This window comes from Nonomuraea roseola, from assembly GCF_039535395.1.
GTDB lineage: Bacteria > Actinomycetota > Actinomycetes > Streptosporangiales > Streptosporangiaceae > Nonomuraea > Nonomuraea roseola.
Window position 1 is genome coordinate 1,269,505 of record NZ_BAAAXC010000015.1, and the last position, 13,727, is coordinate 1,283,231.

Annotated in this window: 14 protein-coding genes, 1 tRNA gene and 2 pseudogenes; 6 read left to right on the forward strand and 11 right to left on the reverse strand. The window is 64.4% G+C overall.

The window, feature by feature from the left end; translation table 11 throughout:
- The first annotated feature begins 136 nt into the window (after nucleotides 1-136).
- A complete protein-coding gene (locus tag ABFX55_RS28950; protein WP_487047409.1) occupies nucleotides 137-469 on the forward strand; it encodes an MTB12 C-terminal domain-containing protein in 333 nt (110 codons plus the stop codon).
- On the opposite strand, the gene ABFX55_RS28955 is transcribed toward ABFX55_RS28950, so the two are convergent.
- From ABFX55_RS28955 to ABFX55_RS28970, 4 genes are read right to left on the reverse strand one after another with little or no spacing between them, the layout of a single operon-like run.
- Complete coding sequence (locus ABFX55_RS28955; protein WP_346125920.1) at nucleotides 408-1,622, reverse strand: MDR family MFS transporter; 1,215 nt, start codon at nucleotides 1,620-1,622, stop codon at nucleotides 408-410. The genes ABFX55_RS28950 and ABFX55_RS28955 overlap by 62 nt on opposite strands.
- On the reverse strand, nucleotides 1,622-2,650 hold the full coding sequence (locus tag ABFX55_RS28960) for a PLP-dependent cysteine synthase family protein (RefSeq protein WP_346125921.1): 1,029 nt from the start codon (nucleotides 2,648-2,650) through the stop codon (nucleotides 1,622-1,624). Before ABFX55_RS28960 ends, ABFX55_RS28955 begins: the two co-directional genes overlap by 1 nt.
- Nucleotides 2,651-2,706: 56 nt before the next feature.
- Nucleotides 2,707-3,057, reverse strand: coding sequence for a hypothetical protein (locus tag ABFX55_RS28965; RefSeq protein ID WP_346131499.1), 351 nt, complete (start codon nucleotides 3,055-3,057; stop codon nucleotides 2,707-2,709).
- Between the two features lie 41 nt (nucleotides 3,058-3,098).
- Complete coding sequence (locus tag ABFX55_RS28970; RefSeq protein WP_346131500.1) at nucleotides 3,099-3,350, reverse strand: hypothetical protein; 252 nt, start codon at nucleotides 3,348-3,350, stop codon at nucleotides 3,099-3,101.
- Nucleotides 3,351-3,363: 13 nt separating this feature from the next.
- Here ABFX55_RS28970 and ABFX55_RS28975 point away from each other — a divergent pair.
- A pseudogene (locus ABFX55_RS28975) lies at nucleotides 3,364-3,534 on the forward strand (HAD family hydrolase); the annotation flags it as partial.
- On the opposite strand, the gene ABFX55_RS28980 reads toward ABFX55_RS28975, so the two are convergent.
- Complete coding sequence (locus tag ABFX55_RS28980; protein WP_346131502.1) at nucleotides 3,463-3,702, reverse strand: hypothetical protein; 240 nt, start codon at nucleotides 3,700-3,702, stop codon at nucleotides 3,463-3,465. The pseudogene ABFX55_RS28975 and the gene ABFX55_RS28980 sit on opposite strands and share 72 nt — an antisense overlap.
- Here ABFX55_RS28980 and ABFX55_RS28985 point away from each other — a divergent pair.
- Nucleotides 3,665-4,324, forward strand: coding sequence for an HAD family hydrolase (locus ABFX55_RS28985; protein WP_346131288.1), 660 nt, complete (start codon nucleotides 3,665-3,667; stop codon nucleotides 4,322-4,324). The genes ABFX55_RS28980 and ABFX55_RS28985 overlap by 38 nt on opposite strands.
- A 581-nt stretch (nucleotides 4,325-4,905) precedes the next feature.
- Here the strand turns inward: ABFX55_RS28985 and ABFX55_RS28990 are convergent.
- Nucleotides 4,906-5,121, reverse strand: a pseudogene (locus tag ABFX55_RS28990) (IS256-like element IS6120 family transposase); the annotation flags it as partial.
- Between the two features lie 254 nt (nucleotides 5,122-5,375).
- Here ABFX55_RS28990 and ABFX55_RS28995 point away from each other — a divergent pair.
- Nucleotides 5,376-5,750: a hypothetical protein gene (locus ABFX55_RS28995; protein ID WP_346125922.1), complete on the forward strand. Its 375-nt coding sequence runs from the start codon at nucleotides 5,376-5,378 to the stop codon at nucleotides 5,748-5,750.
- A gap of 60 nt (nucleotides 5,751-5,810) precedes the next feature.
- Here ABFX55_RS28995 and ABFX55_RS29000 read toward each other — a convergent pair whose 3' ends face one another.
- From ABFX55_RS29000 to ABFX55_RS29010, 3 genes are all read right to left on the reverse strand, one after another.
- On the reverse strand, nucleotides 5,811-7,454 hold the full coding sequence (locus ABFX55_RS29000) for a protein kinase domain-containing protein (protein WP_346131290.1): 1,644 nt from the start codon (nucleotides 7,452-7,454) through the stop codon (nucleotides 5,811-5,813).
- 906 nt (nucleotides 7,455-8,360) lie between these two features.
- A tRNA-Ser gene (locus ABFX55_RS29005) sits at nucleotides 8,361-8,419 on the reverse strand.
- A gap of 417 nt (nucleotides 8,420-8,836) precedes the next feature.
- Nucleotides 8,837-9,622, reverse strand: a complete 786-nt coding sequence (locus ABFX55_RS29010; protein WP_346125923.1) for a hypothetical protein — start codon at nucleotides 9,620-9,622, stop codon at nucleotides 8,837-8,839.
- A gap of 555 nt (nucleotides 9,623-10,177) precedes the next feature.
- Between ABFX55_RS29010 and ABFX55_RS29015 the strand changes: the two genes are divergently transcribed.
- Together ABFX55_RS29015 and ABFX55_RS29020 are read left to right on the forward strand one after the other, a co-directional pair.
- Entirely contained in the window at nucleotides 10,178-10,999 is an 822-nt protein-coding gene (locus ABFX55_RS29015; protein WP_346125924.1) for a hypothetical protein, read from the forward strand.
- A gap of 332 nt (nucleotides 11,000-11,331) precedes the next feature.
- The gene (locus ABFX55_RS29020) at nucleotides 11,332-11,493 is read left to right on the forward strand and encodes a hypothetical protein (RefSeq protein ID WP_346125925.1); all 162 of its coding nucleotides are present in this window, start codon (nucleotides 11,332-11,334) and stop codon (nucleotides 11,491-11,493) included.
- 132 nt (nucleotides 11,494-11,625) lie between these two features.
- On the opposite strand, the gene ABFX55_RS29025 is transcribed toward ABFX55_RS29020, so the two are convergent.
- Together ABFX55_RS29025 and ABFX55_RS29030 are read right to left on the reverse strand one after the other, a co-directional pair.
- On the reverse strand, nucleotides 11,626-12,540 hold the full coding sequence (locus tag ABFX55_RS29025; RefSeq protein ID WP_346125926.1) for a hypothetical protein: 915 nt from the start codon (nucleotides 12,538-12,540) through the stop codon (nucleotides 11,626-11,628).
- 153 nt (nucleotides 12,541-12,693) lie between these two features.
- Complete coding sequence (locus ABFX55_RS29030) at nucleotides 12,694-13,515, reverse strand: DUF4259 domain-containing protein (RefSeq protein WP_346125927.1); 822 nt, start codon at nucleotides 13,513-13,515, stop codon at nucleotides 12,694-12,696.
- Nucleotides 13,516-13,727: the final 212 nt, after the last annotated feature.

The following is a 13,727-nucleotide window of genomic DNA, read 5'->3' on the forward strand; positions in this document are numbered from 1 at the left end:
GCCAGGCTCCCGACGTCACTGCCACAACCACCCCCTCCCCGAGCCCCACGGCATCCGTGACCGCCTCGACCACGGCTCCCACTACGCCCACGCCTGCAAGCCGGCGCCCGCCGACCCCGCCCAGGCGGAGAAGGAGATCAAGGAGAACTGGCAGCGGTTCTTCAGCCAGGACCTCAAGGTGCAGGACAAGGTGAAGCTCGTCCAGGACGGAGAGCTGAACGAGCTCATGGTGCGCGCCTTCGCCGAAGACGAGCGCACCGGCAGGGTGATCAGCCGGGTCGCGGACGTGACCTTCACGTCCGCGACCGATGCCAAGGTCACGTTCTCGCTGTTCCGCAACAGCACCACGGTGCTGCCCCGTGGTCGCGGAACAGTGGTCCTTCAGGACGACGTCTGGAAGATGTCGTTCAAGACTCTGTGCGTGCTGACGGAGTACGGGCAGGACGTTCCGCAGGCCGGGACCTGCTGACCGACACAAGCCGTACGGCCAGGGCGCTCGCCAACCCGACCACCGTCAGGACCAGCCAAGGGACCGCCCAGCCGACATCGAGCAACCGCCCGATCACCACGTTTCCGACGGCTATCGCGATGCCCGCGATCGTGTTGTAGAGCCCGTAGTGGGTGGCGACCAGGCGATCGTCCGACAGGGTGACCACGGTGTCCATCTCGAACGGGTATGTCAGCGCCGTCCCCAGTGCCAGCAGCGCCGTGCACACCAGCACCGCGGCCAGGCGTGTGCTCGGCGCCGCCGAGCCGTACACGAGCAAGGGAACGAACGCGAGCCCCATGAGCGCGAGCCCTCGCGTGATCGCCTGTTCGCCGGTCCAGCGACGGCGCGCCCAGTCGGTGATGCGCAACTGGCCCGCGATGGCGACGAGAGCAGACACCATGAAGATCAGCCCGACCCCGCCCGCACTGCCCAGCTCCAGAGGCAGGGCGAGGTAGACCTGGAAGGACAGCACGTAGGACCCCGCCATCGCGAAGGCGAACAGCACGAACGGCCGGTTCGTGACGACGGACCGCCAGTCGGCAAGGATCCCGGACGTGCTGGTCTCGACCCGGCACGGGGGCAGCGCGAAGAGCTGCAGCACCGTGAGCATCGCGAACACCGCCGCGGCGACCGCGCACACCAGTCGGAAGTCGACGGCCACGAGTGCCAGCCCGATCAGTGGACCGAGCAGGATGCCCGCCTGATAGAAGACGTTGAACAGCGCGAACGCCTCCACCCGCCGCTCCCCCGCGTCATGCGCCACGTAGGCGCGCACCGCGGGATTGAACAACGCTCCGGCGAAGCCCGTCATGGCAGACGCCACGATGAGCGCGGGCAACGCGTCGACGAACCCGAGCAGGGCGAAGCCGGCTGTCCGCAGCAGGCAACCGGCGATGATGACCTGCCGGTACCCGAGCCGATCGGCGAGCGTGCCACCCAGCAGGAAGAGTCCCTGTTGGCTGAGGTTGCGCACGCCGAGCACGAGCCCGACCGTCCAGGCCGCCATGCCGAGCCCGCCGGACAGATGACCTGCCAGGTACGGCATGAGCATGTAGAAGCCGGTGTTGATGGCCAGCTGGTTCGCCATGAGCAGCTGCACGCTGCGGTCGAAACTGCGCAGTCGCCGCCACATCAGCGCATCACCATGCGGGTCCAGCACAGGGCCTCGCCCTCGTCGGGATGCTTGATCTCCTCCGGCTCGGACGCGGGCGGACGGCCGAGCAGGTCGTGTTCGAGGCAGTACGAGTCGTCGTAGATCGTGGTGTGGTAACGAGCGGGCCCGTCGGGAAAGACCGCGGCGATCTGCGTCCCTGGCGGGAGCGTGCGGGCAAGCCACGAGGCCACGACGGTGACGGCTCCGACGCTCCATCCCCCGGTCACGTAGTGGGTGGCGGCCAGGGTCCTGCAGGCCCAGACGGCCTCGTGCGGCGCCACCCAGTGCACCTCGTCGAACTCCTCGTAGGCCACATTGCGAGGGCGGATGCTGCTGCCGAGTCCGCGCATGAGTCGTGGCCGCGCCGGTTGGCCGAAGATCGTGGAGCCGACGGCGTCCACGCCGATCAGGCGCATCGCCGGGTTGTGGCGGCGTACCTCTCTGGCGACTCCTGCCGAGTGGCCGCCGGTTCCCACGCTACAGACCAGCACGTCGACGATCGCGAGTTGCTCGACCAGCTCCCGGCCGAGACTCGCGTAGGCGTCGACGTTGTCGGGATTGTCGTACTGCTCCGGGCAGTACGCGTTCGGTTCGCGCGTCAGCAGCTCGGTGACGCGATCGAGCCGCGCGCGCTGCCAGCCACCCGACGTGTGAGGGTGGGTGACGATCTCGATCTGTGCGCCATAGGCGACGAGCAGCCGATGGACGAGCTTCTCCATGCCTGGATCGGTCACTACCGTGACCGGATGGTCGTAGACGATCCCGGCCAGCGCCAACCCGAGGCCGAAGGTTCCAGACGTGGATTCGATGAGCCTCGCCCCATCGACAAGGTCACCCCGGTTTCTGGCCTGCTGCACGATGTGGAGGGCCGCCCGGTCCTTCATCCCTCCCGGATTGGCTCCCTCCAGCTTCGCCCAGAAGCCTTGACCTCCGGAAACGAACGGTTCCCCGACCCAGCACACGGGGGTGCTGCCCACCAAGCAGGCGAGCATGGAAAACGAAGACATGATGAGACACACTCTCTTGCGGATCTACCGACATGGACGCCTGAAACAGGCGTGCGTCAGGGTCGGCGGACTTCGAGCGAGTGCGTCCGGACGGACCGGCTCTGGTGATCGCTGCCATAGAGGTGTTCAGGTGGCCTGGGCGGTGGCCGGATCACCGGTGCGCTGAGATCGGCGTACGCGATCACTCGTTGGACCGGCGACTTGACCGCCTGACAATCAAGCGAGGGCAGGGCGAACGTGTCTCCGTGGATCTGTTCGTGATCGTGATGGTGATCATGGTGCTCGGAGACCTGCTCGCACCAGGTAGATGCCGCGATCGAACCGGCCACCTCATGTTGCGAGGCCACGGCGTGCGCCCAGAGATGCGCCACGAACAGGAATCCGAGCAGCAGTACGAGCCACGTCAACCGACGTGGCAACAGCCAGGCAGCACACACAGGGAACATGATCAGTTGCAGAACGTAACATCCCTTGCGAATGCTCGGCCGCTACAAAACGCCAGTTCATCCCGACTTGCCGGGAAGTTGATCAGGCATAGCGCCCCACTTGGCCATGCGAGGATCAAGCTCTTCGATCGCACGGGGACAAGCCGACGGGCGCGCATCATGATCGTCGCCTCGCCGTGCGCGATGGTGCTGGCCACCATGCCGCCGCTGCTGTCGGCGATGGCCAACGCCGGACGCCACGGCGTGCTGGTCAAGTCCGCCGTGGTGATGGAACGCCTCGGGCAGGTCGACGCGGTCGCCCTGGACAAGACCGGCACCCTGGCCGAGGGCACTCCGCGGCTGACCGACATCCACCCCTTGGCCTGCTCAGATCTGGACGAGGTCGCCCTGCTGGTCTTGGCCGCAGCCGCCGAGCACCCCAGCGAACACCCTCTGGCCAGAGCCACCGTCGATGCCGCTCGCGAACGCGGCCTGAGCCTGGCCGCCGCAGAGGGTTTCGCCTCTACTCCAGGCCATCGCCGACCGGCTGCGCCCGGACGCCGCCGCCACCATCACCTCCCTCACCGCCCTGAGCAGCAGCGCCCCCGTGCTGCTGACCGGGGACAACCCGTGCGCGCGCCTGGCCGACCAGGTCGGCATCCTCGCCGTGCGCGCCGGCCTGCTCCCGCAGGACAAGGTGGCGGCCGTGCGGGAAGTGGAGCAGGCCGGACGTCGGGTGCCGGTGGTAGGCGACGGCGTCAACGACGCCCCCGCGCTGGCCGCCGCCCACACCGGCATCGCCATGGGCAGGGCCGGGTCTGACCTGGCCCTGGAGACCGCCGACACGGTCATCCTCCGTGACGAGCTGGCCACCATCGCGGCCGCGTTAGGCGTGCACCTCCCACCCGTACGGCCCGAGTTGCTCGGCATCCACCTCGCCGAGGCGCCGGCACCCGTCATCGAACAACATCTCGACCGGCGAGCGGTTGACCAGTCGGAAGCGGGTCGGGTGGTAGGTGACCACTTCCCGCAGCATCGCCTCGGGACCCTGCGCCTTCTCGGGCACATGCCAGGTGCGAGTAACACGGCGGCGAGTTCGAGCCGCTTCCCGCTGGCTCGTTCGCCCCGGCCACTGGCATCAACACGGTCGTCGTGGTCATCCCCGCGCTCGAGGCGTAAAGCGCGAGCCCGCCTCCGCCGCCGCGGCTGGCACCCGGAGTGTAACCACGTCACGCCCACAGCCATGTGATCCCGAGCATGCGTTTGCAGACCCTTGGTCTCTGAGGACGAATGGCGGGGGTATGTCGCCCCACATGGGCCTCTTGGGCCCAGGGAGGGGGATCAGCAATGTACGCAACGGTACGGCGATACGAAGGGGTAACCGATCCCGCCGAGGCGGCGCGCCGAGTGGGTGAGGGGTTCGTGCCGCTCCTCGGCCAGGTACCCGGGTTCGTGGCTTACTACTGGGTCGATGCCGGGGATGGGGTGATGGTTTCCACCAGCGTCTTCGAAGATCAAGCTGGGGCCGAAGAATCCACCAAAAGAGCTGCGGACTTCGTGCGGGAGAATCTTGCCTCCCTGCTTCCGAACCCTCCTCAGGTCACGGCCGGCGAGGTAGTAGCGTCCGGGTAGCGGCTACCTGTCACCCGATCGCGGCCCGGTGGGGGTACGAGGTAGGGGCCGCCCGCCATACCGAACGCACCGTCCGGTCGCCTTCCGCGTCAGTGCCGTGAGTGCGGCGGCGACCGCTACCCGTTCCGGACGCTGCGGATCGTCCCTCCTACCGGCAGGCCCGGATGGCGTGAGGAGTGGTCGGCGTGAGACTGCCGGGATAGCGCCAGCCGCGGTGAGGATCTCGCGCGGCTGGTGGTAGCCGTTGCGTACGACCAGGCGGCGACCGGCCTCGTCGCGCTCGCCGGCGAAGGCGACGATGTAGGCGTCCACCTCGGCCTGCAGGGCGGCGGCGAGCATCTTGCGGGCGCCCTCACGGACGATCTGGTCGATCAGCGACGAGGATGACCCCGAGGCGTTGTCGTCAGCGGGCAGCTCGGGTACTACGGTGAGCGACACGGGTGTGCCTTCCGACCGACGTTGCCGCGTCGGCCTTGTCTCGAAACCTTGATCAGATTCGGGAATGACACCCCTTCCCGTCAGATCCACAGGTTTCGATCATTGCTCGTTTGACCGGTGCCGCTACCAATACATCAGGACTTCGGGGGGCTGCGGCGGGGTGGCGCGGGTGGGGCCGTTGATCGATGAGATGGTGACAGCCGCGCTCCTCGCCGAGCATCGACGGCATCTTGGTGGTGCGTTCCAGAACGTTGCGTCCGCGTGGACGGGGGGAAGCGCGTCTGGCGGAGATCGATGAGGAGATCGCTACCTACATGCAGGCGCGGAGGAACAACGAGATCTCGCCGAGATCGCTGATTGCGCTGCTGGGGCCGTTGGAGGAGGAACGCGACGTGTTGATGGCTGATCGGCGTCGCCATTCTGCTCAGGTGGTGAAGCGGGAGGAGATGAGCGTGGAGGTGGTGGAGGAATGGGAGACGCTGCCGATTGAGCGTAAACGGGCATTGGTTCGGGAGTCGATTTCTGCCGTGGTGGTGCATCCGGTTGGGCGGGGTCGACGGTTTGACCCGGATTCTGTCGAGATTTTGTGGCGGCAGTTGGAATGACGTGCGACACGACGATGTTGGGCGGGCATGCGCAGCTTGCGAGCGCGGTCCGCACCGCGATCAGGCAGCGCCGCCTGCCGGTGAAGGTCCTTTCCTAGCCCGTACGGCACGCACGAGCAAGCTCACTGCGAGGGCGACGTGCCACAGCGCGTAGCCCAGTGCGCTGATGGCGTCCCAATGGGTAATGTCGGTCCAGCTGACACCGCGGTTTTCTATCGCGAACCAGAGCACATACGTCGCCGTTGAGACTAGCCCGGTCAAGGTGCCCAGCACCGCGGGGACCCAGCCCGCTCGCCAGGCCAGCAATGCCGTGAGCACGACCAGCAGCCCCTGGACTGCGGAGACGGCGATCACTGCCTGCTGGTTGAATCCAGCCACCATGGTGATCGACACCGTCACGCTCACGAGAGCTGTCGGCAGGATGGTGATGGTGGCGGCGAGGCTTGTTCGCCGGAGGGCGACGGCGAGGGCGACCAATGCTGCTACCAGAGTGACGTCGCTGACCACCCACACCGCCTGCATGATCTCCCGCAGCTCCTTCCTGCCCCAGATGAGGACGATGATGGTCAGGATCAGGATGAAGAAACCGGACAAGATGGTCAGGACTAGCGCGGTGGTCGCCTGTGGCACTCCCGTCTTCGGCTTGGCTGGGCGAGCGTGCGGGTGCATAGGCGGTGCCCCCCAACCCGGCTGCTGGGCTCCAGGCATGGGCTGACCCCAGCCGGCCTGCTGCCCACCAGAACCCCAGCCTGGCTGCTGCCCCCCGGAATGGCCAGGCGGACCCCAGTGGGCCCCGACCCCATGCACGGCCACGGCGGGACGAACGGTGTGCTGGTCGGAGTCGGGCAGAAGCAGGGTCGCGGGCGGTGGCCCTGACACCAGGGTGGGCTGTTCGGCCAACGCAGCCGGAAGCTCCTCCCCGGTAGTCCGCCGCAGCAGGTTAGCGGCACTAGGTCGGGACGCGGGGTTCTTGGCCAGACAGGCAGCCAGCATCGGCCGCAGTTCATCGGGCACAGCGGACAGATCCGGCTCCCGAGTCATAATCGCATGCATAACCGCCGGAAAAGTATCCCCACGAAACGCCTGTTGCCCACTGGCCGCGTAGATCATCGTCGTGGCCCAGCTGAACATGTCCATCGCCGAAGTGGGCGAACTCCCCTCGAACTGCTCCGGCGCCATGAACGCAGGAGTCCCCATAACGCTGTGCGTGGCACTACGATCCAACGCCCGAGCGATCCCGAAATCGATCACCACCGGCCCCTCGGGACCCAAGATCACATTGCTCGGCTTGAAGTCCCGATGCACGATCCCAGCCCGATGAATCGCCGCCAACGCGGTCAACGTCGTCACGGCAAGCCGCTCCAACCCACTCCCCGACCGCGGCCCCTCCTTCCGGACCAGCTCATCCAGCGAAGGCCCCGGAATGTGCTCACTGACGATGTACGGCCGCTCATCCGCGATCCCGACATCCAACACCCGCGCCGTACAGAACGGAGCCACCCGTCGCGCCGACTCGGCCTCCTGCAGAAACCGCTGGCGCGCGTTGTCATCAGCCAGCGCCTCAATATGTAAGGCCTTAACCGCCACCTGCTGCCCAGTAGGCCCCTGTCCGAGATAGACAGTGCCCTGGCCACCCCGGCCCAGCACACCCGTCAACCGATACTCGCCAAGTTGTCCGGGATCTCCCGGTGTGAGGGCTTGCACAAGATCCAACCCTATATGTTGACCTTCTGGCGGGCCGACTACAAGAACTGCTGACCTCAGACATGAAAAGAGCGCCCGCCCTCCCCAAAGGAGAGCGGGCGCTTCCCATATCACCAGGCAGGCTGGTTCGCCTGCCACGGCATGGCAGTGGATCACTGACCGTTGAGCTCGGGACAGCCTGGCGGCTCTACGCGCTCGATGCCGATCGGAGCTCTTAGACCAGTTTTGATATCAGCGCTGTAACCGCCGTTAGGGATCAACGTGGGGGTTGGCTCTGGCCGCGCTGAAGGGTACTTCTCGTTCCATGAGTCGAGTAAGTCCTGCTCTATGGCAGCGATCTGTGCGTCACTGAGAGGCTCCATCGTGCAGTTCATGCCCTGTCGTTCAGCGTCGCCGGCCAGCGTCAGCGACGCTAGCGCCAGAGAAGCCAGAAGTATCGTTGAACGCCGCCTCATCACCTTCTAGCCCCCGCTGCTGATCGACCATCCGTGAAGCAGGGCAATCATGGAGGATCTCCATAGCGGATCGGTAACTCCTTCCGAGCTGAAATCTTGGCTGACCATCGGGGCCGTCGACCTCCAGCGGCTCACTTTCACGAGCGGACACCAATGATCGAAGGATTTCAGCAGGGATCACTCGCTGACAGCTGCCGAGAGCCTGCCTTATCGGCATGAGCGCGAGCGCCCGTCTCGCGGGAGTATCGGCCGAAGGAGAATATTCGGCGTTGAGTATGCAGCCGGGACTGGCTCGCCAGGATGACATGGGCGCATTGATGATCTCTGCCCGCGTCCTGCCCGCAGCGAATGACATCGGGCGTCTTGAGCTGTCATCAGACGGCAAGATCGCATACTCGCCGAGAGAAGCAAGAAGCCAGGTCAGACGATGTCTGGCCTGGCTGGTCGAGGGTGCCCCCTGTAGGATTCGAACCTACGCACCCGGCTCCGGAGACCGGCCACAATCATGGCGTCGACCAGGCGAAACTAGCTGTACGAACTGCTATTGGTACGGAGACAGTACGTGATCATGCTCCATCCCTCACGCCGTTCGCGTCTTCACGGCTGATGACTGGCCGCAACGCCTCATACCGAAGACCTGCCTGCGCCAGTCGCATATGTTTGGCATCTTCCGCATGGCGGGGTGAGCTCGCCGTCGTCCGCCGCCGACTACGAGCAGGAGCAGGAGTGCGACCAACTGATTCAAGTTCGCCAGAAAGCGGCCCGAGTAGAACACCGGCAGGGGTCGAGACTGAGCGCGGGGCGCCGCCCGGAGCGAGGCCGAGACGGGCCCCACGCCGAGCTGCCCGACCTTCGGCTCGAGCCGATTAGCGGGTCGTGCGGCCATCCTCTGTTCCCGGTGTCCTCTCGCGCCCGCTGAGGCTCCGCCTATGAGCGGCCGAGGACAGCTTCGGCGACGCTGATAAAATAGTTATCGAGATTATCGCCGGGAATTGTAGTGATCTTCTTCTTTGTGCCGCCATCCCTGTGCTGAACCAATTCTCCGTTCTGCGGACACCAGGAGACATAGCTGTCTGCTGTCGCAGCAACCATGCTGCATCCCCGCCTGTCGCGCCGGTTTGCGACTTTTCCCGATCCCACGTCCACAGTCAGCCACTCGTGCTGCACTTCCGCCTCAATCCAGCTATTGCCGTGCCAGAATATTGTGGACACGTTCTCCGAAATATTTATTTCCTTGAGAACTTTACCCTTCAAGTCCACTAGTTTGATCGTACTAGATGCAGCCTTGTCGTCATTGCTTTGCAGGATAGCAAGTCGACTCTCGCCTGCATCGAAGTCGATCGCCTTGACAGGGCGCCCGAGGTCGCCAATCACGAAGGCACTTGGTTTTTCGTTTGAGAAATTGACAATCCGGAGAATTCCGCGCTCATCGGCAAAAAGTACGCGCTCTTGATCTATCCATGTGGCGTGAGATACATCAATATCAGTCGTCACTGTCCTGCTATTCACAAAAGCCTTGGTGACAAACTCTCCATAGCCGTCGGTATTGCTACACCCGAGAAGCAATAGGGCCCGCCCTTCGCCACTGAGAAGCGGTTCCGCAGACCCGGAATCCACGCCGCAGTCATCTAGCTCCTCTCGGGCGGACCCATCACTAGACAACAAATAGGAGCCGCCGCCGTACACGAGAGACTGGTCCTGTACGGCGAGCAACCATTGAGTGTCGCTGGGCAATGAAGTATCCGCACGCCCACATGAGCTGCACGCACCGATGAGTGCAGCCAGGAATATTGCAGTCCATCGCCTTAGCTTGGCGGATTTGCAAGTGTTGAGCATACCTACATGAACTCCAGTGTTTCTCAGCGCAGATGAAAAAATCTCACGTCGAGATACGGGCGCAGGCAGTTTAACCGCCCGCGCCCCGATGCTATTTCCTCAACAGTGCCGTACTTTTTTGCCGTCCGTACACACCCATGTCAACTCCTTTGTCGTGCCCTGATACCTAGCGACATACCGACCCATATCATAGGGGCCCCAGGGCTTGTCAGCGCCCCCGGAGTCCACGAAACGCAGTCCAAGTGTTCGACCGATGCCGTTGTTATGAAGGTCTGCATCGCTCCACTTGCCCCTTTTATCGGACTTGGCCACAGTCTCCAGAGACACAAAGACGCTGTGGTACTTCGTAGCCTCGGGTCGCGGCATGCGGAACTGATTAGTGGCGACTCCAATTGCCCAACTTGCCAACAACATCTGCCGGACGGTTTTGAAGTGACCGTCCATCCCATGACTCCGGATGAGAACATTGCGCATATTGAGCAACAACTCCGAACCTTTCGAGCCATTTCTGAAGATCAGCAGCGTATTTTGGAAGTGCAACAGGCCAAGCTCCGCCGATCACGATCTGAAAGCACAGAACTTCGCCGCCGCATTCGAGCGATAAAGGACAGCCTTACATCTCCTGACGCGACGCCTTCGGTGGCAGTAGTCGCGGAAAGGCTTCAGATATCAGAAAGGATAGAGAGCCTCCGACGCGCCGAGGAGGAACTTTTCCACACAGCTTCCGAGCTAGAACTTCGGGCTACTGCATGGCGGGCCAATAGGCAAAGCCTGCGAGCCGTTGCAGAAAGAGCATCATCGCCGTTGGATGCCGAAAAGGTGACTTTTCTTGAGTCCGTCCTGGTGGATCAACTGCAGAAGTACGGCTTCAATTCCGTCTCGCCTGACTCGATTGAGATAGCGAGAGATACATATCGGCCAGTACATGAGGGCTTCGACTTGGGGTTCGATTTGTCGGCTAGTGACATGATTCGGGTGATCTGGGCGTATCTGATCGCCCTTTTGGAGACAAGTTTAAGATATGACACGAGCCACCCTCGTTTGTTGATATTTGACGAGCCTCGCCAGCAGGAAACGAACAGAGTCAGCTTTGCTGCTCTGCTTACGCGTGCCTCAGTCGACGGAGTTGCGGGTGCACAAATCATCTTCGCGACGAGTGAAGAAGAAGCCACTCTGGTCGAGATGCTTCGTGATCTGCCTCATAGGCTGGTTTCCGTACCGCCGCATACGAAGCTGATCCGTGTTATTGAGTAAGTCACAGGCTTGCCTGGCGCGCTGCCCAGCGTGTGGGTGGCGTTAGCCCACGACGGCCGGCGAGCCATAGCTCCGCCAGCGACCACCCTATGTGTGCAAGACGTCGTAGGCGGCACGCGCACATCAGACGCGGAAAGAGTTCTCATCGGACGCTGTCACTCACTTTCTGGCGCGGACAGCTGTGAGAGAGGGTCGGGCTGCATGACGTGGGTCGTGTCGCTACAGACCATCCGGATACCGCGTCCCACCGGCATAGTCACCGATCAGGAGAAAGGCACGGCACGCCGCGGCGCCTGAACCTTTCAACCTCTGTAGTCCCCGATGGGACCGAGGTGCTGGTCGGCCTGGAGATGGGCGACATCGCGGTGGTCACGGCGCTGGGCTGGCACACCGGGCTGCCGTGCGCGTTCGTCCACGAGGCGGCGAAATCCTACGCTACCGCCCGGCTGGCCGAGGGCGCCGAGGTGAACCCACCGGTCAGTTGCGGGAGCTGAGCGCCCGGATCGGCCACGCCTTGTACATCATCGACCGGCAGGAGAGCGGCATGAGGCCCTGGCCGCCAACGGACCCACCTCCTCGCCCTTCTGACCCGCTCGGATTGCGATCGCTCCTGAGGGGTCCGCCGGTCAGGTCCTGAAGACGTCGATGACGTCGTCCCCGTACGGGTCCCGCGCCGTCCCACCGGCACGCGGAGCCTTGATGTCGGTGGCCTTGACGTTCCAGCTGAACCGGGTGGCCACCGCCACCGACTGCATCGGATAACCCTCGCCCGGCCGCCAGATCGCCTGCACGATGACGGGCCTGCCGGACAGGTCGGTCGAGATCCCCCAGTGGAGGGTGATCCGGCTGTACTTGGGGTTCAGCCGCCCGCCAAGCATCTGCTTGAACGGCTTCGACACCTTGAACAGCTGCCCGAACGTGGTCGTGCCGCGGTAACCCCAGGTCTTGACGGCACGGTTGTCGGCGTCGTGGATGCTCGGGCCCGGCTTGCTGCTGGACGCCGAGGCGACCAAAGCTTTGAGCGTGCCGAGGTCGAAGACGTCGATGATCTGGTCGCCGTACAGTGCCGCGCCACCGGGGGCGCTGCCGAGCCGCACCCACGACTTCCCTCCGTAGGCTGGCCCCGCGCCGTACAGCACGCCGCCGACGCCGCGTACCTTGTGGGCCGCCGAGCCGACTTTAGCGAGGTCGGCCGCCCGGCGGTCACCACCCGCGGCGTCCTCCCGCAGGAACTGCAGGTGGCACTTGCCGAGTGGCATCGACCGCGTCACGTCGGCGGTGACCACCCCGCCCTGGCCCAGCCGCACCACCCCCGTCAGCCGGGGGTCACTGCTGCCGCCACGGCACGCGCCGCGCGGCATCTCGCCGAACCGGGGATCGTACGGCCAGTCAGCCGCGGTGTGCTGCACGACCTTCACCGACTGACTCTGGGCCTGCAGCCGCTGCACCGCCGCGACCACATCGACGGCCGCCGCGGCCTGGGCAGAAGCTGGCACGGCCGCCAGCCCTACCACACCCGCCATCGTCACTATCCAGCTCATGGGAGGCGATCATGCCATAGGCCCGCATTCGCCCCGCCTACCGGCGATCATGGTGGGACGCCGCGCGACCACACCGAGCCAGGGGCTGTAAGAAGAACTGGACAGACCCGAACCAGGAGCCGGCACCCTATCGGCCGATTCTTTCGTCAGGTGCTAGACCTCGAGGTCGCTGAGCTCGGGTAGCGGACCAAGCCGAAGGTAATCGGCGCTGCGGGACAGGCCGGTGCGCAGGTCGGACACGACCTGCTCTGGTGTGGCGTCGCCGAGATCGTGGGTGTGGTCGAAACCGAACCAGGCCTCGGCTGTCGTTCGTCCTCGGGAAGTTTGCTCGGTGCGCGGACCCGGCCCGAGATGTCCAAAGAGGATCAGTTCTTGCAGGCCCGAGCGCTGCCACCAGGCCCGCCATTGGCGGGATTCGTTGACGGCCTGGGCAAGGTGGTCTGATCTGCGCTGGTAGGCGCTATCGCGGGGCAGGCTGCCGCGTTCATGGCTCCAGTAGACCTGCAGCCATGGTCGCTGTGGGTCGGAGTAGTCCGGGACGAAAGGCTCCGGCAGGTCTTGGCGCTCGCTGTGCAGAGCCTTGCGGTAGGGCTCGAGGTGAGCGATGAACTCTCTCCAGGGCTCGGGGTCGTAACATTCGGCGAGGTAGTTCTTCTGGGACCGGGTGGCCAGGGCGAACGCGGCAGCAGCCAGATCGCGCAGATCGTCATCGACGGTGAACCGGTTACGGTCGAGCCAGTGATGGGCGACCTCGTCCGGCGCGATGCCCGAGATCCGAGCAGCGATCAGGCAACTGATCGCCAACGACGATTCGACGTAGCCTTCCTCTGCGTACTCCTGGCTGTCTTTTAGGAACTCGGTAAGTGCCTCCGCCATCGCGGCAGCGACATCCTCCTGCTCTTCGAGATCGGCGATGGCATCGGACGCCTCATCGCTGTCAAACGGGCCTTCGAAGAGAGTCCAGTCGTCCACCATGCAGCCTTTCCGGAGATATGCGCCGGTCAGGCTATCCGATCTCACCCACAAGACGCACCGGCCGCTTGATCAATCCAGTCCCTCAATGGGAGCCGCACCCATCTGCGCTGGCTCCACGCCGAGCACGGCACCGCTGAGGCACGTGCTGCTCTACGGCCACCAAATCGCGGCCAAGATCGATAAGCGGCTGGTGCGTGATCATGGGCATACGC